This window comes from Nocardia sp. CDC159 (genome assembly GCF_023740735.1).
In the GTDB taxonomy this organism is placed as follows: domain Bacteria; phylum Actinomycetota; class Actinomycetes; order Mycobacteriales; family Mycobacteriaceae; genus Nocardia; species Nocardia pulmonis.
Genome location: NZ_JAMRXH010000020.1, coordinates 12,593 through 34,398 on the forward strand (window position 1 = coordinate 12,593; position 21,806 = coordinate 34,398).

General features: G+C 68.4%; 24 protein-coding genes. 10 read left to right on the plus strand and 14 right to left on the minus strand.

The features are described from left to right. Nucleotides 1-71 precede the first annotated feature (71 nt). A complete protein-coding gene (locus tag NDR87_RS31760; protein ID WP_251917527.1) occupies nucleotides 72-551 on the minus strand; it encodes an ImmA/IrrE family metallo-endopeptidase in 480 nt (159 codons plus the stop codon). After that, complete coding sequence (locus NDR87_RS31765; RefSeq protein ID WP_251917529.1) at nucleotides 548-1,429, minus strand: alpha/beta fold hydrolase; 882 nt, start codon at nucleotides 1,427-1,429, stop codon at nucleotides 548-550. Before NDR87_RS31765 ends, NDR87_RS31760 begins: the two co-directional genes overlap by 4 nt. Nucleotides 1,430-1,645: 216 nt before the next feature. Between NDR87_RS31765 and NDR87_RS31770 the strand changes: the two genes are divergently transcribed. Next, nucleotides 1,646-2,323, plus strand: a complete 678-nt coding sequence (locus tag NDR87_RS31770) for a hypothetical protein (protein ID WP_372494361.1) — start codon at nucleotides 1,646-1,648, stop codon at nucleotides 2,321-2,323. Between the two features lie 15 nt (nucleotides 2,324-2,338). After that, on the plus strand, nucleotides 2,339-3,550 hold the full coding sequence (gene thiI / locus NDR87_RS31775) for a tRNA uracil 4-sulfurtransferase ThiI (RefSeq protein ID WP_251917530.1): 1,212 nt from the start codon (nucleotides 2,339-2,341) through the stop codon (nucleotides 3,548-3,550). Here the strand turns inward: thiI and NDR87_RS31780 are convergent. The 5 genes from NDR87_RS31780 to NDR87_RS31800 form a co-directional block, all read right to left on the minus strand. Beyond that, the gene (locus tag NDR87_RS31780; protein ID WP_251941280.1) at nucleotides 3,511-4,953 is read right to left on the minus strand and encodes a lipase family protein; all 1,443 of its coding nucleotides are present in this window, start codon (nucleotides 4,951-4,953) and stop codon (nucleotides 3,511-3,513) included. The two genes, thiI and NDR87_RS31780, sit on opposite strands and share 40 nt — an antisense overlap. Nucleotides 4,954-5,062: 109 nt before the next feature. Continuing rightward, entirely contained in the window at nucleotides 5,063-6,490 is a 1,428-nt protein-coding gene (locus tag NDR87_RS31785; RefSeq protein WP_251917532.1) for a lipase family protein, read from the minus strand. A gap of 122 nt (nucleotides 6,491-6,612) precedes the next feature. Beyond that, nucleotides 6,613-6,822, minus strand: a complete 210-nt coding sequence (locus NDR87_RS31790) for a hypothetical protein (RefSeq protein ID WP_251917533.1) — start codon at nucleotides 6,820-6,822, stop codon at nucleotides 6,613-6,615. Nucleotides 6,823-6,908: 86 nt separating this feature from the next. After that, nucleotides 6,909-7,094 (minus strand): hypothetical protein, encoded by a 186-nt coding sequence (locus NDR87_RS31795; protein WP_251917534.1) that lies wholly within the window; start codon nucleotides 7,092-7,094, stop codon nucleotides 6,909-6,911. 51 nt (nucleotides 7,095-7,145) lie between these two features. Then, a complete protein-coding gene (locus NDR87_RS31800) occupies nucleotides 7,146-7,358 on the minus strand; it encodes a hypothetical protein (protein ID WP_251917535.1) in 213 nt (70 codons plus the stop codon). 259 nt (nucleotides 7,359-7,617) lie between these two features. Here NDR87_RS31800 and NDR87_RS31805 point away from each other — a divergent pair, with 259 nt between their 5' ends. The 3 genes from NDR87_RS31805 (at nucleotide 7,618) to NDR87_RS31815 (ending at nucleotide 10,290) form a co-directional block, all read left to right on the plus strand. Then, on the plus strand, nucleotides 7,618-8,550 hold the full coding sequence (locus NDR87_RS31805; protein WP_251917536.1) for a YihY/virulence factor BrkB family protein: 933 nt from the start codon (nucleotides 7,618-7,620) through the stop codon (nucleotides 8,548-8,550). Nucleotides 8,551-8,741: 191 nt separating this feature from the next. Next, the gene (locus tag NDR87_RS31810) at nucleotides 8,742-9,569 is read left to right on the plus strand and encodes an RNA polymerase sigma factor SigF (RefSeq protein WP_372494353.1); all 828 of its coding nucleotides are present in this window, start codon (nucleotides 8,742-8,744) and stop codon (nucleotides 9,567-9,569) included. Nucleotides 9,570-9,594: 25 nt separating this feature from the next. Beyond that, nucleotides 9,595-10,290: a S1 family peptidase gene (locus NDR87_RS31815; protein WP_251917538.1), complete on the plus strand. Its 696-nt coding sequence runs from the start codon at nucleotides 9,595-9,597 to the stop codon at nucleotides 10,288-10,290. 4 nt (nucleotides 10,291-10,294) lie between these two features. Here the strand turns inward: NDR87_RS31815 and NDR87_RS31820 are convergent, their stop codons facing one another. After that, entirely contained in the window at nucleotides 10,295-10,945 is a 651-nt protein-coding gene (locus tag NDR87_RS31820) for a hypothetical protein (RefSeq protein WP_251917539.1), read from the minus strand. A gap of 66 nt (nucleotides 10,946-11,011) precedes the next feature. Here NDR87_RS31820 and NDR87_RS31825 point away from each other — a divergent pair, with 66 nt between their 5' ends. The 3 genes from NDR87_RS31825 (at nucleotide 11,012) to NDR87_RS31835 (ending at nucleotide 14,538) form a co-directional block, all read left to right on the plus strand. Then, a complete protein-coding gene (locus NDR87_RS31825; RefSeq protein WP_251917540.1) occupies nucleotides 11,012-12,631 on the plus strand; it encodes a DUF885 domain-containing protein in 1,620 nt (539 codons plus the stop codon). 89 nt (nucleotides 12,632-12,720) lie between these two features. After that, nucleotides 12,721-13,263, plus strand: coding sequence for a transglycosylase SLT domain-containing protein (locus NDR87_RS31830; RefSeq protein ID WP_251917541.1), 543 nt, complete (start codon nucleotides 12,721-12,723; stop codon nucleotides 13,261-13,263). A 147-nt stretch (nucleotides 13,264-13,410) separates the two neighbouring features. Continuing rightward, nucleotides 13,411-14,538, plus strand: a complete 1,128-nt coding sequence (locus NDR87_RS31835) for a DUF475 domain-containing protein (protein WP_251917542.1) — start codon at nucleotides 13,411-13,413, stop codon at nucleotides 14,536-14,538. 39 nt (nucleotides 14,539-14,577) lie between these two features. On the opposite strand, the gene NDR87_RS31840 is transcribed toward NDR87_RS31835, so the two are convergent. Then, nucleotides 14,578-15,090 (minus strand): DUF664 domain-containing protein, encoded by a 513-nt coding sequence (locus NDR87_RS31840; RefSeq protein ID WP_286014277.1) that lies wholly within the window; start codon nucleotides 15,088-15,090, stop codon nucleotides 14,578-14,580. Nucleotides 15,091-15,123: 33 nt separating this feature from the next. Next, nucleotides 15,124-15,426 (minus strand): hypothetical protein, encoded by a 303-nt coding sequence (locus NDR87_RS31845; protein WP_251917543.1) that lies wholly within the window; start codon nucleotides 15,424-15,426, stop codon nucleotides 15,124-15,126. A 282-nt stretch (nucleotides 15,427-15,708) separates the two neighbouring features. Between NDR87_RS31845 and NDR87_RS31850 the strand changes: the two genes are divergently transcribed. After that, on the plus strand, nucleotides 15,709-16,740 hold the full coding sequence (locus NDR87_RS31850) for a helix-turn-helix transcriptional regulator (RefSeq protein WP_251917544.1): 1,032 nt from the start codon (nucleotides 15,709-15,711) through the stop codon (nucleotides 16,738-16,740). Here the strand turns inward: NDR87_RS31850 and NDR87_RS31855 are convergent. The 3 genes from NDR87_RS31855 to NDR87_RS31865 are packed head-to-tail and all read right to left on the minus strand — an operon-like array spanning nucleotide 16,737 to nucleotide 20,166. Next, nucleotides 16,737-17,696, minus strand: a complete 960-nt coding sequence (locus NDR87_RS31855) for a hypothetical protein (RefSeq protein WP_251917545.1) — start codon at nucleotides 17,694-17,696, stop codon at nucleotides 16,737-16,739. The two genes, NDR87_RS31850 and NDR87_RS31855, sit on opposite strands and share 4 nt — an antisense overlap. Then, nucleotides 17,693-19,114 (minus strand): pyridoxal phosphate-dependent aminotransferase, encoded by a 1,422-nt coding sequence (locus NDR87_RS31860; protein ID WP_251917548.1) that lies wholly within the window; start codon nucleotides 19,112-19,114, stop codon nucleotides 17,693-17,695. The genes NDR87_RS31855 and NDR87_RS31860 overlap by 4 nt, the downstream gene beginning before the upstream one ends. Then, nucleotides 19,111-20,166 carry a helix-turn-helix transcriptional regulator gene (locus NDR87_RS31865; RefSeq protein WP_251917549.1) on the minus strand — a complete coding sequence of 352 codons (1,056 nt, stop codon included), beginning with the start codon at nucleotides 20,164-20,166 and terminating at the stop codon, nucleotides 19,111-19,113. Before NDR87_RS31865 ends, NDR87_RS31860 begins: the two co-directional genes overlap by 4 nt. Nucleotides 20,167-20,606: 440 nt before the next feature. Between NDR87_RS31865 and NDR87_RS31870 the strand changes: the two genes are divergently transcribed. Beyond that, nucleotides 20,607-20,972: a hypothetical protein gene (locus NDR87_RS31870; RefSeq protein ID WP_251917551.1), complete on the plus strand. Its 366-nt coding sequence runs from the start codon at nucleotides 20,607-20,609 to the stop codon at nucleotides 20,970-20,972. Between the two features lie 9 nt (nucleotides 20,973-20,981). On the opposite strand, the gene NDR87_RS31875 is transcribed toward NDR87_RS31870, so the two are convergent. Further along, on the minus strand, nucleotides 20,982-21,803 hold the full coding sequence (locus tag NDR87_RS31875; protein ID WP_251917552.1) for a YceI family protein: 822 nt from the start codon (nucleotides 21,801-21,803) through the stop codon (nucleotides 20,982-20,984). Between the last annotated feature and the right edge of the window lie 3 nt (nucleotides 21,804-21,806).

The window sequence follows — 21,806 nt, forward strand, 5'->3', positions numbered from 1 at the left end:
CACCCAGCACGCACCGACGGCGAACAGGACCGCGGGAATCTCGTATCCGATCAGATGCGCCGCGTCGGAGCTCAGCGAAATGATTCACCCCCGGTGAGCGTGTCGGTGATCCGCCGGGCCACCCCCGACGACGCCGCGGTGGCCGAATATCGGGTCAGCCGCCAGGTGAGCCTGCGCGCGAACAGTTCGGCCTCCTCCTCCACCGGATCGTGGAAGTCGCTGCGGCAGCGGCTGTTCGCGTATTCCGCACTCGGCAGCGGACCGTGCCCGAGCACGATATGGCCCAGTTCGTGTTGCACGATGTGATTGCGGTGGGCGGGGCTGGCGGTGCTGTCGTAGAGGATCAGATCGTGGTCGGCCAGGGCCACCCAGAGCCCGAAAACCTCGGTGCCGCCGAGGGATACGGGCCGCAGTTCGATGGGGCGGCCGGTGCGGTCGGCGACCACCCGCACCACCGCGCCCACCGCCGCGGGCGCGCTCCGCGCGGCGAGCGCGGCCACCAGCTCGGCGCAGTGCGCGTCGATATCGCGGGGCGGCTGCGCGGCGCTCACCGCTGCGCACCCGCGAACCAGCGCAGCAGCGCCTGTGCGACCGCGTCGGGCGCCTCGCGATGCGGAAAATGGCCGACGTCGTCGAGCAGACGCGCCTCGAATCCGGCCGGGAAGCGCTCGGCCATCCCGGCCAGCGCCGCCGGGGCCACGCAGCCGTCGGCCCGGCCGTGAATTGTCAAGGTGGGCACGGTGATTCGACTCGCCTCGGCCTCCGGGTCCGCCGCCTCCCGGCCGCCCCAATCCCAGCGGTTGCGGTAGTAGTCGAGGGTCACCTCGATCCAGTCCGGATTGTCGCTCGCCGCCAGCGCCGATTCGATCTCCCCGGGGCCCGGTTGCCAGGTCGGTGACCATTCGCGCCAGATGTGCCGGATGAATTCGTGCCGGTCCGCGGCGAGCAGGCGTGGGCCCATCGGGGTGTTGAACAGCCACTGGTACCAATACATCTGGGCCTGGGACACCGAGACGATCGGCTCCGGCGCCGCCGGTGCCCAGGGCGCGGCCAGGGTGGCCAGCCGGATCACCCGCCGCGGATCGAGGATGGCGAGCCGGTAGGCCGTCCGCGCGCCCCAATCGTGCCCGGCCAGTAGGAACCGCCCCCAGCCGAGCGCTTCGGCCAGGGCCGCCACATCCTCGGCCAATTCGATCAGCCGTCCCCGCCGCGGCGTCGCCTCCTCGACGAACCGCGTGGCACCGAACCCCCGCAGGGCCGGAACGACCACCCGGTACCCCTCCCCCGCGAGCTTGCCCGCGACCACATCCCACCCCGCGGGCCCATCCGGCCACCCGTGCACCAACAGCACCGGCGCACCATCGGCAGCCCCATATGCCCGCACGTCGACATCCAACTGCGGCGTCCGAACCGTCAGATGCTCCACCATCGCGACCTCGAATAGCCGTCGTCCACCCCCGGCCCTCCCGAACAGAAGCAACCCTACCGCGAACGGCAGGCCCCCGCGCGGTGAGCGCATAGGCTGACAAGGTCGCCTTCCGCCCAACGTGACGATTCCGGTTCGCCGGTGTCGATCGCTCGATACCGGATATTCGGTGCACAAGCCGACAACGAGAGGATGGTGCTGTCGATGTTCAAGTCCGGCATGGAGAAGGTCGTGCGGTCGCTGCTGGACAACGGCTCGCGGGTGCAGGCCCCGGCGGTGCGGCGGTATGTGGAGAAGTTGCGGCGCAAGCATCCCGACGAGAACCCCGCCCAGATCATCGCGCGCCTGGAGCGCCGCTTCCTGCTCACCGTGACCCTGAGCGGCACCGCCGTCGGCGCGATCGCGGCCGTGCCGGGCATCGGCACCATCCTGTCGCTGTTCGCGATGACGGCGGAGACGGCCTTCTTCCTCAACTCCTCCGCCGTCTTCACCCTGGCCGTCGCGTCCGTGCACGGCATCGTGCTCGAGGACAAGGAGCGCCGCCGCGCGCTGGTGCTGGGCGTCGCCCTGGGTGAGAGCGGCATGCAGGTGGTGCAGCAGGGGGTCGGACGCTCGGCCAAGAACTGGCCCGACCTGCTGGCCAACAAGATTCCCGGCATCCGGAGCATGAACGACGGGCTGATGAAGCGCTTCGTCGTGCAGCTGCTCACCAAGCGCGCGGTGCTGATGTTCGGCAAGGTGCTGCCCGCCGGAATCGGCGCGGTCATCGGTGGATTCGGCAACCGAGTCATGGGTAAGAACGTGGTGGGCAACGCCCGCAAGGCCTTCGGCCCCGCTCCCGCCGCCTTCGACGCGCCGCGCCCGGACACCCCGCAGCAGACGGCCCTCAGCAGCTGACCCGATAATGGCACGATGGATCCCGCGACCTGTGTGCTGGCCAAATTCGGCGAGATCACGCTCAAGGGCCGCAATCAGCGCTGGTTCGAGAACACGCTGATCCGCAATATGCGCCGCGCGCTCGGCGGACGTCGGATCGACATCCGCCGCCGCGGTGGCTTTCTCATCGTCTCCGCACCGCACCTGGGCCCGGAGGAGCTCACCCGCCGCCTGCAGCAGGTCATGGGGCTGAGCGTGGTCCAGCCCGCGGTGCGGGTCCCGTTCACCCCCGAGGCCGCGGCCGAGGCGGCCATCGACCTGCTGCGCGATCACAAGGAGCAGTCCCCGACCTTCGCCGTGCGCGTGCGGCGGCGCGGCAAGACCTTTCCGCTCACCTCCGACCAACTGGCCGCCTACATCGGCGCACGCGTCTGCCGCGAATTCGGCTGGACCGTCGACCTGCGCAATCCGCAACTGCCGGTGGTGGTCGAGGTCGATCCCACCGAGATCTTCGTCTCGGTCGACCGATTACCGGGACAGGGCGGCCTGCCGGTGGGCTGCACCGGTCGCGCCCTGGTGCTGCTGTCGGGCGGCTACGACTCCCCCGTCGCCGCGTACCGGTCGATGCGGCGCGGTTTGCAGTGCGACTACGTGCATTTCACCGGAGCGCCCTACACCGACCCCGCCTCCACCTACAAGGCCTACGCGCTGGCCTTCCAACTCGCGCGCTATCAGCCGCGGGCCCGGCTGCACGTCGTTCCGATCGGCCGGGCGCAGAAGGCGCTGGCCACCGCGGGCTCCGGGCCGCTGCAGACCGTGGCGCATCGCCGCCTGTATCTACGCGTCGCCGAGCGCCTGGCCCGCCGCCACAACAACCAGGTGCTGGTGACCGGGGACAGTCTCGGCCAGGTCGCGAGCCAGACCCTGGCCAATCTCGTCGCCACCGACGACGCCGCCGAATTGCCGGTGCTGCGCCCGCTGATCGGCTGGGACAAGCAGGAGATCATCGCCGAGGCCCGCCGCATCGGCACCTGCGACATCTCCACGCTGCCCGACGAGGACTGCTGCCGGTTGTTCACCCCGCCCGAGGTCAGCACCCGCGCCACGCCCGCCGAACTGGTCGAGGTCGAGGCCCGCGCCGATGTCGATGCCCTCGTGGCGGAGTCGCTGGCGCAGTCCTACAGCATCGTGGTCGCCCCGGGAACGGGTCAGCGATCGCCGACCGAGGCGCTGGGCCTGATCGGATAGGCGTGCTCCTTGCTGCCGATGCGCTGCTGCACCACCCCGGCCAGTAGATTGCCCGCACCCTTCAGCCATACCGGCCAGGTCGCCGGATCCAGCGCCATCGAGGTCTCCTCGCTGAGCATGCAGCCCCCCGGCATCGGGACACCCTCGAAACGATCCTCCAGCCACAGCAGCACCCGCGGCGCGGCCAGGGTCTGCAAGGCGAGATGTTCGCTGAGCATGTCGCGGATATAGGCCAGCCGGATCTCGGAATCGCGGCAGTAATACTCCCGCACCAGCCGGGTCACCGGTTCCACCGGCGCGAACTCGTCGTTCTTCGACTGATAGAAGAACATCGGCACATCCGGCACCGCATGCCCCAGGGAAACCTTGTGCAGCACCGACTTCACCACCGGATGCTCGAGCACATCGGGCACATCGAACAGGCTCTCGAGATTCAGGAACGGCAGAATTCCGGCCGCGTACAGACACAGTGAACGATGCGCCGGCTGCAGGGCTTTACCGGCCGGGGTCAGATGCTCGTCGAGGAATTGGGCGAGTTCGGGATATTCCCGCGCGACCCCGAAAAGACCGCCCAGGATGAGCCCCGAACCGAGGTTGTTGGTGGCGTTCAGCAGCGTTGCCCGCAGATCGGGCTGACTGCCGCCGACCGCCGCGCCGACGATATTCAGCTCGGGTGCGTAGCTGGCATGCAGTTCGGCGGCATGGCTGGTCGCGATGGCCCCGCCGGAGTATCCGGCCATGCCGACCTTCGTCTGCGTACCGGACAGACCCATCGGCGCGAAGTTCTGCGCGGCGCGAATGCCGTCGAGGGTGATCCGCCCTTCGAGCGGCCCGGCCGCGAACGCGGTTCGGGGACCGTCGTGATCCGGAATCGCCACCGCCCATCCGGCGCCGAGCGCGGTGACCGGAGCGAGGAGAAATTCGAAGGGCACGTCGAATTGGCCGATGATGTTGCCCGCCACCGAGCCGTGCTGCAGCACATAAGACGGCGAGCAGTACCGGGCGCCGGAATCCACCGGGAACTGGAACGAGAGCAGGTTGCGCGGTTCACCGCCGTTGTCACCGCGCGGCTTCATCACCGTGGTCACCGCCGCGATCGGCTCACCGCGGGTATTGGTCGAGCGGTAGGACAGCTGCCAGGAGTCGATATTCAACGGCACGGTCGAATAGACGGCCAGCGTCACCGCGCGCGCCGCGATGATCTCCCCGGGCTGTTTGGCCGCGACCACCTCCGCGGGCGGATCGTAGAAGGCGGGATCGAATTCCGGCGGAATCGGCAGCGGCCCGCCCGGTTGCACCGGAACGGCATCGGTTTCCTCGTCCACGACCGGTTCGGCCGCGACCACACCCGACTGCACGGCAACCAGGAAACAGGCCACGACCAGTCCGGCTATTTTCGGCATGACGCCCATACCACCCTGCCTCACCTTGCCGGTACCCCGAAAAGTGCCTCGAGCAGCAGCTTCGAATGCTACTGCGCGAGGCACTGTCCCGGGCTACGCCACGCCCTGTTCAGCGGCTGCCGATCGGCTGCTGCAGAATCCCCCTGAGCAGCGTGTTCACCCCCTGCAACCACACCGGCCAGGTCGCCGGATCCAAAGTCATCGAGCCCTCCTGACGGATATCGCAACCGTTGGGCACCGGCACGCCGTCGAAGCGATCCTTCAGCCACACCAGAACCCTTGGCATGGCGAGTATTTCGAGCGAGATGTGCTCGCTGAAATTGTCCCTGACATAGGTGAGCCGGGCATTCGGATCCTGGCAGTACTTCTCCACCAGCCGGTTCACCGCACCGACGGGAGCGAACTCGTCGGGGTTGGACTGATACAGGAACTCCGGCATATCGGGGACCGAATGCCCCAGCGAGATCTCGTCGAAAACCTTGGTGGGCACCGGATCGTCGAACGGGTTGGGGCTGTCGAACAGACCCACGATGTTGACGAAGGGCAGAATGCCCGCCCCCCACAGGCACAGCGAATTCTTCGGCGGCCCCAGCAGGGCCTTGCCGAAGTCGTTCATATGCTGCTGGTAGTACTCGGCGAGTTCGGGATACTCACGCGCGACGCCGATCATGCCGGACAGGATCAGGCCGGAGCCCAGGTTGTTGTTGGCCAGTCGGATGGTGTCGCGCAGATCGGGCTGATTGCCACCGGACATCGCACCGACGATATTCAGATCCGGCGCGTAGGAGGCGTGCAGTTCGGCGGCGTGCGTGGTGGCGATGGCGCCGCCGGAGTATCCGGCCATGCCGACCTTGGTGTCGCGGCCGGGCAGGCCCATGGGCGCGAAGTTCTCCGCGGCGCGAATTCCGTCGAGGGTGATCCGCCCCTCCAGCGGTCCCGCGGCGAAGGCGGTGTTCGGTCCGTCGTGATCGGGCATCGCGACCGCCCACCCGGCGCCCAGCGCGGTCAGCGGCGCCACGAACTCGAACGGAATGTCGAATTGGCCGGTGATCTGACCCGGAATCGAGGCCTGCTGCAGCGCGTACGAGGGCGCGCAGTACTTGGCCAGCGAGTCCACCGGGAACTGATACGACAGCAGGTTGCGGGGCTGCCCACCGTTGTCACCGCGCGGCTTCATCACGGTGGTCACGGCCGCGATCGGCTCACCGCGGGTATTGGTCGACCGGAACGACAGCTGCCAGGCATCGATATTGAACGGAATCACCGAATAGAAGGCCAGATGGACCTCGCGCGCGGCAATGATGTCGCCCGGTTGCTTGGCGGCAACCACATCGGCGGGCGGGTTGTAGAAGGCCGGATCGAATTCCGGCGGTGCGGGCGGCACCGGGAACGGCAGTGCCGGCTGCACGGGAACGGGCTGCGGTTCGGCCGTGGCCACCGCTCCCGACTGAACGGCGGCCACGGCGCATACGGCGACGAGGCCCAACAACATCTGCCACGGGCGACGCCTGCCCGCGCGAAATACGGTGACGCTCATGCAACCTTCCTCGACCGGCCGCGACAGCCTGGCCCGTCGAAGAGCCCGCATCGACGCGGAGTGGTGCTATCAGCAAACAGCACAACACCGACAAAGCGATACCAGCAGCTACATGAAAATGATCATCGATAGTTGTGCATCATGTCACAATCATGGAATGCGGCCGCCGCTAGATAGGGCCGACACTCCGGGCCGTGACCCGCATGCACCACCAGCAGAAAATGCGCCTTCGCCGGGGACAGTCCGATCGGCTCGGCGGAACAATCCCGATACTGCGCGAGCCACAGATCGGCCATGCCCGGTGGGGGCTGCACCGTCTCGATCACCTGCACCACCCCGATCCTCTCGTCGGATGGCGAACCGGAAAACCGTGCTGTCCCCGGATTGCCCAGCGGCAGGTGAAATTACACCAACTCGATTAGCCAGAGATTTCCCGACCGAGCGCCGCGGCCCGCAGCCGCGCGGCCAACTGGTCGAACTTCGACACCTTTCGGTGGGATCGCCGCCGCCCGGAATTGGACCGCACCTCGGGATCGGCGCCGCCGAGCAGGCGCCGGGCCCGCTCGTATGCCGGTGTACAGGAGTTGATCGAGGTCGCTGACATGGCCTTACCTCCTGGAGCGGGGTCCGCGGCCGGACCGCCCTGGACCCAGGATTACCCGTTGTCGTCGGATTTCAATCCGACACGCCCGGAACCCGTGGTCCCGCGCCCGATCAACCACACCACCGACCCGGTGACCAGGGCGATCGCCAGCAGCACCAGCACATGACCGAGCCAGCCGCCCGGCACCCAGTCCAGCAGTCCCCACAGCCGCGGGCCGTGGTGATCGACCAGCTGCCGAACCCCCGCCTCCGCATCGACCGTCATATCCGTTCCAGTCCGACGAGTTCCGATTCCTACCACTCGATTCTGGAGACTCCGCGGGCGTCGACGCATCGCCCCACGGTCGCGATCGGCATCATCCTCCGGTCGCCATCGCATCCTCCTCGATGCCTAGGGGTCGATACGGCCACGACGCCGGTGAACGGTGCTGCGCTGCTTCGGTTTCCGATCATCGCCGCCCGACGCGCTTGGTTTGTCCGGGCCCGCGACGGGTAGCCCGGCAACGTCACCAGGAGGTGGGGCCATGTCCGGCACGACGGTTCCCGCGGCGCCGAGCCATTTGGATTGGCACGCATGGTGGGGGGTGCTGCGCCGGACGGTGCGGCAGTTCCAGGACAACAAGATCACCGACTGGGCCGCGGCGCTGACGTATTACAGTGTGCTGTCGGTCTTTCCGGGGCTGCTGGTGCTGACCGCGATACTCGGACTGCTCGGCCCCTCGGCCACCCAATCGTTGATCGACACCATCCGTCAGTTCGGAAACAACAGCGGCACAGCGCTTCTGATCGACGGCATCGAGCAGTTGCAGGGCACCCGCTCGCTGGCCGGGCCGCTGGCGATCCTGGGCCTGGGCACCTCGCTGTGGACCGCCTCCGGCTATATCGGCGCGTTCATTCGCGCGGCGAACGCGATCTACCGAACCGAGGAGGGACGGCCGATCTGGAAGACCGTGCCGCTGCGGGTGAGCCTGACCGCGACCATGGTGCTGCTGGTGGCCGTCTGCGCCCTCGGCGTGGTGCTCACCGGCCGGGTCGCCGATCGGGTCGGCCGCTGGCTGGGACTGGGTTCGGCCGGAATCCTGCTGTGGGACATCGCCAAATGGCCGGTCCTGATCATCCTGGTCAGCCTCGCCTTCGCCCTGCTGTACTGGGCCTCGCCCAATGCCCGCCAGCTGGGCTTCCGCTGGCTCACCCCGGGCAGCACCCTGGCCGTGCTGCTGTGGATCGCCGCCTCGGCCGGATTCACCGTCTACGCCACCAATTTCGGCTCCTACAACAAGGTGTACGGCTCGCTCGCCGGAGCGGTGGTGTTCCTGGTGTGGTTGTGGCTCACCAACGTCGCGGTGCTGCTCGGCGCGCAATTGGATGCGGAACTGGCCCGGGGCCATCAGATCGAACACGGCCAGCCCGAGGACCACGAACCGGTCCTGCCGCATCGTGACGAACCCGACGAGTGAAGCGCGGCCGACGGAGCCGATTGCACTAAGGCAACTTTTCAGCAACCAACGGATTGCGGCGGCCCGGAATCCGCCTCCGACCGGCACGGCGGCAACTTCCGCCGCCCACGTTTGGCCCCGGAGAAGCCGGTTACCCGGCTGTTATCGAACACTGTCGTACCGCACACGGTCGCACCACGGAGGGAACTCGGATGATGACGGAATCTGCTGGCAGCCGTTGTGACGAGTCTCGGACGAGCAAGGACACCTACGACGACATCGAGCCCTGGTTCGACAAGCTCGCCGGTTTGGCCGCCGACGATCCCCATCGCGGACACCTGCGCGACGAGGTGATCGAACGCTGCCTGCCGCTGGCCGAGCACATCGCGCGGCGGTTCGCCGGGCGCGGGGAATCGTTCGAGGATCTGCTGCAGGTGGCCCGGGTCGGCGTGGTCCTGGCGGTGGACCGCTACGACGTCACCCGCGGCGCGAACTTCCTGTCCTTCGCCGTGCCCACGGTCATGGGCGAGGTGCGGCGCTACTTCCGCGACAACACCTGGGCCGTGCGGGTCCCACGCCGACTCAAGGAGATCCAGCAGCTCATCGGCCCGACCACCGAGAAGCTGGCGCAGCGGCTGGGCCGCATGCCCACCGCGCGCGAACTCGCCGAGGAGCTGGAGGTCGAGGTGACCGAGATCACCAACGCCCTGGTCGCGGCGAACGGCTACCGGACCGATTCCCTGGAGGCGACCGTCGACGACGGCGAGGACTCGCCGACGCCGCTGCGCGACAGCCTCGGCTCCGAGGAGCCCTGCTACGAGCTGGTCGAACAGGCCATGGCGGTGCGGCCGCTGCTGGCGGAACTGCCCGAGCGCGATCGTCGGGCGCTGATCCTGCGCTACTTCGAGGCCAAGACCCAGACCCAGATCGCCGAGGAACTCGGGGTATCGCAGATGCATGTGTCGCGGATACTGGCAAAGACACTGCAAACGCTGAAGGACCAGGCTCTCGAGGTATCGCGTCCCCGTCAGGCGGCCTGAGCCCGCCCCGACCCCAGGAGGACCCATGCGTTCCCTCGCACCGTTGTGCGGGTCGCTGGCCGCGGCCGCCGCGCTCGCCCTCGCACCGGGTACGGCCACCGCGGCCGAGTTGCCCATCCTCGGAGGCGGTTCGGGCATCGTGATCGCGAATACGACCGAGTGCACGCTGACCACCATCGGCCACGACGCCGCGGGCCGGCTGGTCGGGCTGACCGCCGGACACTGTGGCGAGCCGGGCCAGAGCGTGGTCTCCGAGACCGACCCGAACGCCGGTGTGCTGGGCCGGATCGCCACCAGCAATCGCGACCTCGACTACGCGGTCATCGAATTCGATCCCCGCCGGGTCGCGGCGTCGGATCGGGTGGGCTCGGTCAGCATCACCGGAGTGGGCGCGCCCGCGCAGTTCCCCGCCACGGTCTGCAAGAAGGGCCGCACCACCGGCACCAACTGCGGCATCGTGTGGGGTGACGTCTTCGCGCGCGGCACCGAGACCTGGACCCAGATCTGCGTCCTGCCCGGCGATTCCGGCGCACCCGTGGTCGCCGGTTCGACACTGGTGGGCATGGTCAACGCCTATCTGGCCGTCGGTTGCTTCGGCCCGGAGGTGGGCACCACCTGGGCGGCCATCCAGGCCGATCTGGACGCGAACCAGGGCATCGGGGCGGGCTTCCGCCCCGCGCAGGGCGCGACGCACGGCGTACCCCCCGCGGGCGGCAGCTGACCCGTCAATCGTTGTGCGCCAGGGACTCCCAGAAGGCGGACTCGTAGGCGTGCAGCATCCGGGCGTCGTGCAGCGCCTGCTCCGCGTCCTCGCCCGCGCGCAGGCCCTGGGCCACCACCGCGGCCGCCTGCTCGGCGAATCCGGGCGGGGTGGTGGCGAAGAACCGGAAGAAGTCAACCTCGTCCTCGCCCAAATCATACTGGGAGACAAGCGCATTCGCGGTTCGGGCACAGTACCCGCCCCACTCGTCGAGATTGGCCAGCATGGCCAGCGCCATCCCGCTGAGTCCGCCCGTCAGCGCCCGCTGCGCCACGAAGGCCGGATATGCTTGGGCCATCGGCCGCGGCCGATACCCCCGCAGGTCGGCCTGGCTCATGCCGACCGCCGCGCCGAACAGCGGCAGCAGCCGCAGGGCCGCCGATTCGCCACCGGCCAGCCCCAGGAAGAAATCACCGGCGGGCGGATCCGGGAAGCGCGTCACGAAGTGGGCGAAGCTGCGCAGATCGCTACGCAGGATGTGAAACTGCTCGCCCGCAAGCGCTTTCAGCCGCTCTCGCGGCATCCGGCCCGAATCCAACAGATCCAGAAACCGATTGGGCCCCGGCACGATCTCCGCCCGCGCCCGTTCCACCAACTCCGTCGCCGCATCGTCCATACCCGCATTGTCACCCCACTCCCCGCGACGCCAACGGGTATTCGGGGCGGCGGTAGCGTGGCCCGCATGTCACAGCGCTTCGTGGAGCGGGCCGAACGGATCGTCGACGCCCTGCTGCGGGTGGATCCACATGTCGCCGCCATGGCCGGTGATCATCGGTCCGACGATCGACTGCCCGACTGGTCCGCGGAGGCGGTACGGGAACAGGCCGCGATGCTGCGCGAGGCGTCGCATGCGCTGGCGGAGGTGGACGAGGACGAACTGGACGCCGAGGACCGGGTGGATCTGGCGCTGCTGCAACGCGAGGTGGACGCGCGGCTGTTCCTGCTCGGCGAGGTCCGCGAGCACGAGTGGAATCCGTTGGTACACAATCCCGGTCCGCTGCTGTACGGCCTGCTGGCCCGGCCGTTCGCGCCGCCGGAGCAGCGGCTGGCGGCGGTTTCGGCCCGGCTGGCGGCCGTCCCGGACGCCCTGGCCACCGCGCGCGCGACCCTGACCGACTGCCCGCGCATTCACGTCGAGACCGCCCTCGGCCAGTTCGGTGGCGTCATCGCGCTGGTCCGCGATCAGGTGCCCGCACTGGCCGGGCAGGTGCCGGGTGCGGATGTGCGCCCCGTCGTCGAGGCGGCCACGGCCGCGCTCACCGAATTCACCGACTGGCTGACGCGGCGGCTCGACCGCTCCGACCGCGACCCCCGGCTGGGCCGTCGGCTGTGGGAGGCCAAGCTCTGGCACGGCCTGGACACCGACCTGAGCGCAGCGGCCGTCCTCGACCACGCGCACCGCCACCTCGACCTGCTGACCGACCGGATCCGTACCGCCGCGGGCGAATTGCTCGGCGTCGCCCGTCCCGACGACGCGACCGTGCGGTCCGCGCTGGATCGCCTGGCCACCGAGCGACCCGGCAACGACACCGTCGTGGCCGAGGCCCGCATCGCGCTGGCGGAGGCCGAGACCTTCGTCGCCGCACGCGATTTGGTGACCCCGGTGCCCGATACCCTGGTGGTGCAGGTGATGCCGGAATTCGCCCGCGGCATCGCGGTCGCCTACTGCGATGCGGTCGGCCCCCTCGAAACCGCCGACACCCCAACCTTCTACGCCATCGCCCCGACGCCCGACGACTGGCCCGCCGCGCAGGTGCAGTCCTTCTACCGCGAATACAACAACCACATGCTGCGCAATCTGGCCGTGCACGAGGCGATGCCGGGCCATTTCCTGCAACTGGCCCACGCGCGCCGCTTCCGCGGCTCGACACCGGTGCGGGCGGTCTGCGAGAGCGGCACGTTCATCGAGGGCTGGGCCGTCTATTCCGAGGAGCTCATGGCCGAGCACGGCTTCGGCGGCCTGCCGGTGCGCCTGCAGCAGCTGAAGTCGCACCTGCGCATGACCATCAACGCGATTCTCGATCACGGCGTCCACTGCGACGGTATGAGCGAGGCCGAGGCGATGGACCTGATGCTGCGCCGCGGATTCCAGGAGGCGGGCGAGGCGGCCGGAAAATGGCGTCGGGCGCAGCTCGACTCCACGCAGCTGTCCACCTATTTCGTGGGTTACTCGGAAATGTCTGCAATCGCGGCGGATCGGCCGAGCGGTATTCCGCTGCGGCGCTGGCACGACCTGATGCTGGCGCACGGCTCGCCGTCGCCGAGACACCTTCGAGCGCTTGTGACCTCGGCTCCATCATAATTCCCGATCCGCCTTCGGGTTTCGCACCGAAGCCGGGACACGCCGCGGACATTCCGGACAAATCCAGTAACTAATGATTTGCTTTGGTAATGCGATCGATCGCGAAATTGGCCATTGCGGCCATGGCGGTATGCGCGTTGTCGGTCTGTTCCGGTCCCGCCGCGGCGGACTGCTCCCCTGCGAACTGCACAATCGAGATCACCGAGGACGACATCGCGAAATACGACACCGCCGAATCCGACATAACCGAATCCGACATAGCCGAATCCGACATCTCGTCATCTCTGGCGCTGGCCGTGCCCAATATGATCGGCATGGCCGCGGGCCTGGTGCTGCCGCTGTTCCGGCTGGCGCCGAAGACCATCGCCCGCTTCATCGTCCCGCCCGATCAGTTCGATGCCTTCGACAACATCATCACCCGCGAAAGCGGTTGGAACACCTTCGCGGTCAACCCCTCCTCCGGCGCGTACGGGCTGCCACAGGCGCTGCCGCCGCACAAGATGGCCAGTCACGGCCTGGACTGGCCCTACAACCCGGTCACCCAGATCCGTTGGGCCTACGACTATATGAACAAGCGCTACGGCAGCCCCAACGCGGCCTGGGCCTTCTGGCAGGCGCACGGGTGGTACTAGGGGCACATCCCGGTAGTGGCGGTCGGTAACGATTGTGAGCTCCCGAGCGCAGCTGGCAGAATCGAAGTGAGGGTTGCGAGCACCTGACTGCTGCTACCCGTGGAGTCGTATCCCCCGCGGGTGTCGGGCTAACGAAAGGCATCGGCCATGTTCGTGCGTGTGTTCGCCCTGTCGATCATCGTCACCGTGCTGTCACTGGTGGTCGCGTTCGTCTACGGCGGCGCGGAGGCATTGGTCCTGGCGGCGATCCTCGGCGTGCTCGAGGTCTCTCTGTCGTTCGACAACGCCGTGGTCAACGCGTCTGTGCTGCAACGGATGAGCGTGTTCTGGCAGCGAATCTTCCTGACCATCGGCGTGCTGATCGCGGTCTTCGGTATGCGGCTGGTCTTCCCGCTGGTGATCGTGGCCATCGGCGCGCACCTGGATCCGGTGCAGGCGCTGGATCTGGCGCTGAACCCGCCGCCCGGCGGCGCGGCCTACTTCCCGGATGGGCGGCCGAGCTACGAGACGCTGCTCAACGAGGCCAATCCCAAAATCGCCGCCTTCGGCGGCATGTTCCTGCTGTTGCTGTTCCTGAACTTCGTCTGCACCCAGCGCGAGATCACCTGGCTGTCCTGGCTGGAGCGCCCGCTGGGACGGCTCGGGCGGTTCAACATGTTCACCACCATCGTCTCGCTCGTCGCGCTGGTGCTGATCGCCGGATTCATCGCCCCCGACAACAAGGCCGATGTGGTGATGGTCGCGGGCGTACTGGGCATGGTCACCTACATCCTGGTCGACGGGCTGGGCAACCACTTCGACAATCAGATCGATGCGGAGGGCCGCGCCCCCTCGCCCGCCGCGGTGCTGGTCGGCAAGGCCGCCTTCTTCACCTTCCTCTACCTCGAGGTGCTGGACGCGTCGTTCTCCTTCGACGGTGTGATCGGCGCGTTCGCCATCACCGCCGATCCGATCATCATCGCGCTGGGCCTGGGCCTGATCGGCGCGATGTTCGTCCGCTCGATCACGGTCTACCTGGTGCGCAAGGGCACGCTCTCGGAGTACGTCTATCTCGAGCACGGCGCGCACTGGGCGATCGGCGCCCTGGCGTTCGTCCTGCTCTACGAGACCGGCCATCACATCGACGAGATCATCACCGGCCTGGTCGGCGTGGCCCTCATCGTCGCCGCCTATCTGAGCAGCGTCGTCTACAACCGCCGCCACCGCTATCCGGACGGTGACGGCACGACCGAGACCGAGGTGGACCTGCCCGCGCCCCCGCGCGAATTCGTCTGATCCGCCCGACGATCCCGGCCGGACGAGCCGGGTAGGCGTTCAGCCGTTGCGGCGGTCGAAGACGCCGCGCAGATAGGCCGCCTGGCCCGCGTGCTGCAGATCGTCGGAGATGACGCTCACCAGGCGCACCCCCAGCGTGACCGGCGGGTCCCAGCGACGGTCGACGATGCGGGGCAGATCGGCATCGGTGAGACCTTGTAGGAAGCGCAGCGTCTGTTCGTGCACCGCGTCGTAGTAGCCGGTGAGCAGTTCGGCCGATGCGGTGACCGCGGCCACCTCGGCCGGGCCGTGGCCGTAGCCGGTGTCGCCCGGGTCCAGCGACAGCCCGAAGCGGTCGTACCAGCCGTGCGCGGTCCAGACCTGTTCCACACCCGCCACCTCGGCGAGGTGATCGTCCTGGACGCGAGTCAGATGCCAGATCAGCCAGGCGATGGAGTTGGCCGCCGGGTCGATGCGGAAGGTCAGCGCCTGCGCGCCCAGGCCGTCGACCGTGTGGTGCACCACCTCACGAATCCGTTCGTACGCATCGATCAGAACCTCCGCGCTCGTCATGGTGGCCACGCTACCCACGCCCACCGACACCTCTCACGCGGCGGGCGAGAGCCGGTGCACCACCCGTAGGCACAGCAGGGTCACCGCCCGCTCGAGTTCGAGTCCCAGTTCCGCGGCCCGCACGGCGGCCAGTTCCAGTGCCTCCGCGTCGTCGAGCAGCATTGGGTCGCTGAGGATTTCGTCGAGCACCATGCCGTGCACGGCCTGTTCGCGGGTCAATCGGCGACCAGGCAACCAGCTCAGGGTCCAGAAGTCCCCCTCGGGTCCGGAAATCAGCTCGGCGGTTTCCGGAGTGATGTCGCTGACGATCGCCGCGCGGGTGAGTTCGAGTGTCATTCGTCTGCCCTTGTCCCGAACGAATACATCATCGAGCGTAATCAGCGGGTATTTCCCGGCCAAGCGATCACGCCGCCCTTTCGGGATACCCACACAAGACATTTGCCCACCCCGTAATCACCGCGAGCGCTCCGGTGGCAGGATTGCCGGGCGAGCCGAGCGGCACCGGCCCGAAACTCGCGCAACGCGCCTGGCACTCCGCGACTTTCACGATTCACCCACGTCGCCGCGACCGATTCATCCCATATATTCGGCCGGACATCGTGACAAAAATTGGAACTGATGACACATTCCGAGCATCCGCCACCGGAACACATCGGCGATCTGATCCGCCGCCTCCGGCGCGAGCGCGGATACACCCAGACCGCGCTGGCCGCCCGGGTGGGCTGTTCGCGCAGTCTGGTCCAGCAGATCGAGAACGGCAGCCGGATGCCGACGCTGTCGCTGCGCGAACGGCTGAGTCTGGTTCTGGGACAGGAGCTTCCGCCGATCCGTTTCGATACCACGCCCAGCGCCGCGGACGGCCCCTTCTACGACCTGCGGATGCGCTTCAACGTACTGCTGGGCAAGGATCCCGGCCTCGCCGAGCGCGCCCTGCGCATCGCGCTCGGGTTGGCCGACGCCGCCGGCGCCGACCCGGATCTCACTCCGCTGCAGGCGATCGCGCTGCGCCAGCTCGAACGCGCGGAGGAACTCATCGTGCAGATCCCCTCGCGTAGCGTCACCGTGTGGGAGTGGAATACGGTCACCGATTGGCTGACCATCCTCGACCGGGCCACGCGCTCGATTCGGGCGATCCACACCGCATCCCTGGGCACGATCAGTGGCGATATCGGCGACGACTATCACGCGGCGATCTTGCGCCTCGCCGAGCGCGCCCGGCCCCGGGTGACCGTGCGCCGCCTGTACGTGCTCGACGAGATCTCCGAGGTGTGGCCGTACGAGGACAAGCTGTGGAAGCAGGCCCGCTGCGGTATCGAGAGCCTGCTGGTCCGGCGCGAGGCCGCGCGCAATGCGCAGAGCATGCTGGTCGTCGACGACCGCTATGTCGCCGTGGGTGAATACGACTACTCCCGCCAATCCCGGGTCGCCACCAGGTTTTCCGGGCTGCCGCAGGACGTGGCGTTCGCGGTGCGCCGCTTCGAGCGGCTCTACGAGCTCTCGCGGGCGGGCTCGGCGGTTCCGGTCGACGAGCTCGTCGCGCACCCGCCGCTGGCCGAGTTCGAGGACCTCGACGACGGCAACTGCCGCGCCCTGTTCCGCGGCGCGCTCGAGCAGCGCTGGAACGCCGGGCGCGAGCACCGACGCCGTTAGCGACCCAACAGCCGCAGGATCATGGCGACGGTGGCGGCGCTGTAGGCGCGGCTGGCGGCCGCGGGGCGGCGCGACGGATAATTCGAGCGGTGCGTGACGAGTACACCGCTGGGCAGGATCACCGTCGCGTCGGCCACGGTGGCCGTGCAGTTGCCGCCCGCCTTGGCGACCAGATCCACCACGACCGCTCCCGGCCCGAGCGCCGCCAGCGCCCGCTCGTCCAGCAGGATCGGCGCGCGGACTCCGCGCCGGGCGGCGGCGCAGATCACCAGATCTGGTTTGTCCGCCACGATGCGGTCGACGATCGTCGCCCGGTCACCGTTCGGATTCAGCACGAATGTCGCCGGGCCCGAGGCGTTCACGGGGGTCTGCTGGGCCGGGCGGTTGCCGATCAGCACGGGGGGTTCGTCGCCGCACGCGTGCGCGGTGGTCAGGGCCGACAGCCCGGCCTGGCCGCAGCCGAGAATCATGCTGCGGATCGGCCGCCTGCGCGTACTCGCGGCCAGCAACCGGCGGCCCGCGCGATAGGCGACCCCGCCCGCGATCCGGCTCATCGCGGTGAGCGCGTCGGCATCGGGCAGCTCGGTGGCCGAGACCGATTCGAAGGCAATGGATTCCACGCCCAGCCCGCGCAACTGGGCGATCTGCGCCGCGCGCTGGACCGGATCCTGGAATCCGACCAGGGTCAGACCCGGCCGGTGCGGCACCGCCTCCAGCGGGAAGGCGGGCGGTTTCACCCAGGCCACCACATCGCTGCGCGCGAAGACCGCCGCGGCTGTCTCGGTCGTATACGCCCCCGCCACCCGATAGGCCGCATCGTCGAATCCCGCGAAACCGCCTGCGCCGCTTTGCACCACGACCCCGACACCGTCGGCGGCCAATCGGCGCACCCCGTCCGGGGTGAGGGCGACCCGGCGTTCCCGGGCAGCGGTCTCCCGCAACACCCCGACGATCACGGCCACTCCTGCGCGTCCAGCACCGGCAGGCCGCGCCCGGCCAGCGCCTCCCGGTAGGTCAGGCCGCGGCCCAGATCTGCGACGAGCCGTTCCAGGCGATCGAACAGCTCCCCGATCAGCTCCGGCGATTCCATGCCCGGAGCCTTGCGCGGCGCCAGGACATTGAGCCGGACGCCGCGGCGGGGGGAGCCGGTGCGGTCCAGGGCCACGCTGTCGATTCCGGCCACGGCCAGCAGCACATCCTCGAGTTGGGCGCCGGTATCGATGCCCGCGGCGGTGAGCAGGGTTTCGTCGATCACCAGCGAGACGAACATGCCCTCGGCAATGCCCAACGGTCGCAACGTATCCGGGCCGAGCCGCCGATTGATACCCTCGATCACGTCCATGACCCGGGCCAGCTGCGCGCGCATCACCGCGCGGTTGTCCCGGAAGTACTCCTCCGGGGTGTGCTCGATGACCGCGCGGGCCAGATGCGTCGTCTCGCGCTGGAACGCCACGGTCAGCCGCGCCCGCAGCCGCGTCAGCCACTCGGTATCGCCGGTGCAGGCGGCACCCATCTTGCATGGCCCGAAGGCGTTGTAACCCTTGGAATTCCCGGTGATCGACAGCACCCGGTCGTAGAGCCGCACCGGCCCGCGCGCGGTCGAGACCTCGACCGCGGCGATCGGCACATATTCGGCCACCATCTGGTCGAAGGCCATATCGCAGATGACCGGCACGTCCGCCTCGGCCAGCACCCGCCCGATCGCCAGCACCTCCGCCGTCGAATACCGCGCCACCACGGGATTGCCGGGCAGCGTGAGCATCACCCCGCACAGCTCGCCGCGGGCCCGGTACTCGGCCAGACAGGAGGCCAGCGCTTCGGGGCAGATCTTGAACTCGTCGTCCGGCGTCGCGGGGCACGCGATGATGCGCAGGCCGAACTTCTGGATGTGCGGACCGGCGCTCTTGTAGAAGCCCTCCGGGCATACGATGACGCCGCCGGGCCGCGCCAGCGTCGCGATGGCCTCCTCGAGCAGCATCGTGCTCGAATACGGGCAGACCACCACCTCGTCCGGCGCCACCCGCACGCCCGGCACCCCGTCCGCCGGATTCCGCAGCCGCCGAAACAGCCGCTGCGCGGCCAGTTCCCGCAGCACCAGCGGCTGGCGCTTGTCGTAGAGCAGTCCGTCGAGATAGTCCGGCGCCGGATGCCCGGTCACGACCTCCCGCCAGGCCCGCTCCAACGCGGCGGCCGCGCTCGGGTGGATCGGCAGGCCGGTCTCGCCGTGGTAGGCGTCGACCACCCCGGTGTACCGACGCCCCGCGGTGCCCTCGAAGCCGGGCGAACTCGGAAAGGACTGCCGCACTTCCCGTTTGCGCGCCTCCGAGCGGGCCGCCAGGCCCGTCACCTCGGGCCTGGTCCGAGTCCCGGTCACGACCGACCGGCTTCCGTGGCCGTCTCACCCGGCGCGGGCACCCCGTCCCAGGCGTGTGCCAGCGCCTCGCGGAACAGTGCCCGACAGTTGCCCTGGGTGAGCCGCTCGAATTCGGCCAGCGGCGGGGTCGACACGATGTCGTCGACGACGATCGCCGACCCCATCCGGCGCAGTTCGTACAGCTTCTCGAAGCGCCGCACGGCGAAGGCCACATCGTGCTTGAGCGCCGAGAACCGGGTCGCGACTCGCGCCTGGCGCGAGTAGTCGTACTCACCGATGCATACGTAGCGATCGTCGACGACCAGCATGCTCTGGGCGTTGCGCGCGTGTTCACGTTTGACCAGAACGCTTTCCACACCGGAGCGGACCTGCCGCCACAACTTGTCGTCGTAGGGCCAGACGTCCTCGATGCGGTCCAGCACGTACATCCGGCGCACCTGAACCTTCGGCTCGTGCACATTGTCGGCGAGCCGGACGATGGCCGAGTGGTAGTCGTCGCCGACGTCACCGCCGATGGTGCCCAGGTCGGCGGTGTGGATCGCGCGGATGGAGCGCTCGGCCTGCTCGAGGATGGTCAGCCAGTCGTTGATCGTGTTCCACTCCCACACCGTCGCGCTGCGGGACGGGATCTGGGCCAGGATCTCCTCGGCGCGGTCGAGCTGGCGGGCGGCGATGAGCCGCAGCGGCTCGATGTCCTCGGGGGCGACCCGCGCGTCGATCACGCTCTGCGCGATCGACAGCACCCGCTCGACCACCTCCGGATCCTTGCCCAGCAGGATGTTGAAACGCATGCGCAGGTCGTAGTGTCCGCCGGTGGGCTCGGCGGTGGCGTCCGGCACGGCGGCCATCGGAAGCTCCTCGCCCAGCGCCGAACTCAGCCGTTCGCGTAGCGCCAGCGGGGGCACCCGGGTCCCGTTCTCGATCTGCTGGATCAGGCTGCGGGAGCAGTCCGCTTTTTTCGCGAGGGCCGCCTGGGTGTAGCCCCGCTCCGTCCGGAGGCGGCGAACCAGGTTTCCGATCGGCTCCCCACCTGCGCGCCCAGAGAGTGTCACGGTGCCCGATTCTAGCCACATATATGCCCGCATGTGTCAATCGCTCAACAAGCCACTCTTTTCTGGGGCACTACACCGTTCGAACGGTGTTTGTAGTGATACACGAATCGGCTTCGCGGCGATCCGGATCGCCCGAAAGCGCACGCACAGGCGTGATTTCACGCAAAGATCATCCATAGCGCGGCTCAATCTCGACAGTCAGTGTCCACACTGACTTTTCGTAATCACGATGGTTACAAAAATATCCAAATGTGGCACGGAGCTTACATTGACACTCACATTGGGCGATTCGTAGCATTTAGTCATCGCCATCGCTTTCCGCGAATCGATGGCCTCGACAACCGAGGAGGTGCCCGACCCGGATACCTCGCTCCGGCGCGACGACTCGCACCAAGCCGAAGCAGCTTCCCGCAGCACTCTTCTCGACGAGGGCAAGATCTATGACACTTCGGATCAGCGCCTGGTTGATCACCAGCGATGTCACTCCCGAATTCGCACAGTACCTTCCGACCGCGACCGGCGGTTACTGGTCGCTCAGTTGGCTGCCGGAGGTCGCGCTCACCCGCGACCAGGCCATCAGCGGAATGGTGCTCGACGAAACCCTCAGCGACCCCCGGCTGGTACACAACCGGGTGGCCTACGAGCTGTCGGCCTTCCGCGCGGCCGAATTGGGAATCAGTTTGGAGCAGGCGTTGATTCGTCTCTTCGGCCGCATCCTCGACCACGATGCGGAGTCCGCCTGCGAAACCGAGTCGTCCCGGGGGGACGGGCCCGGCCGACCGCTGATCGCGGTCGGCCGGGTGTAACCCGGTGGGTTACAGCGCCGTCGATGGAGCGCCCTGCACCACCTCGATATCGAGGTCGATCCGCACGGTGGTGCCGACGGCCGCCACACCCGCCCGCACGAGGGCGTTGTAGTCGATGGCGAAATCGTTGCGATGCAACAGGGTTTCGGCGTGGAAGGCGGCGCGCACGCCGCCCCAGGGATCCGGCCCGCAGCCGCCGTAGGTGACGTCCAGTTCGATCGGGCGCACCCGACCGTGCAGGGTCAGCTCGCCCGGCATGATGAAAGTGTCCGCACCGGTGCGGTGAAATCCGCTGCCCGAGAAGGTGATCAGCGGATAGCGCTGCGCGTCCAGAAACTCCGCCGACCGCAGATGATCGTCGCGCATGCCGATGCCGGTGTCGATACTGGCCGTCTCGATCTCGGCCAGACCCGTGGACCGCTCGAAGGTTTCGGCGATATCGAGCCGCCCGCTCACCTCGGCGAACCGCGCCTTGATGCTGGCGATGCCCAGGTGCCGCGCGGTGACCTGCACCGTCGAATGCACCGGATCGATGGTCCACCGACCCGGCGGCGGGGTGGCGATCGTGCCCGCCTCCGGCTCGAGCACGATCTCGCCGAGCCCACCCGAACCGTCCGCCCCCGCCCGCACCACGCGGGCGACCGGCAGGAAGCCGGGCGCGGTCGCCACCGCGGTGTGCACGCCCGTGGGCAGCGGCTCGGTGGCCGCCGCCCCGGTGGGGTCGGCGACGGCCCGCGCGAGTTGGCGGCCGGTCGAATCCGTCACGGTCAGAATCGCATCCGGCACCGGCCAGCCCGCGGCCGTATGGATGTGTGCGGTCACACCAGTCATGAA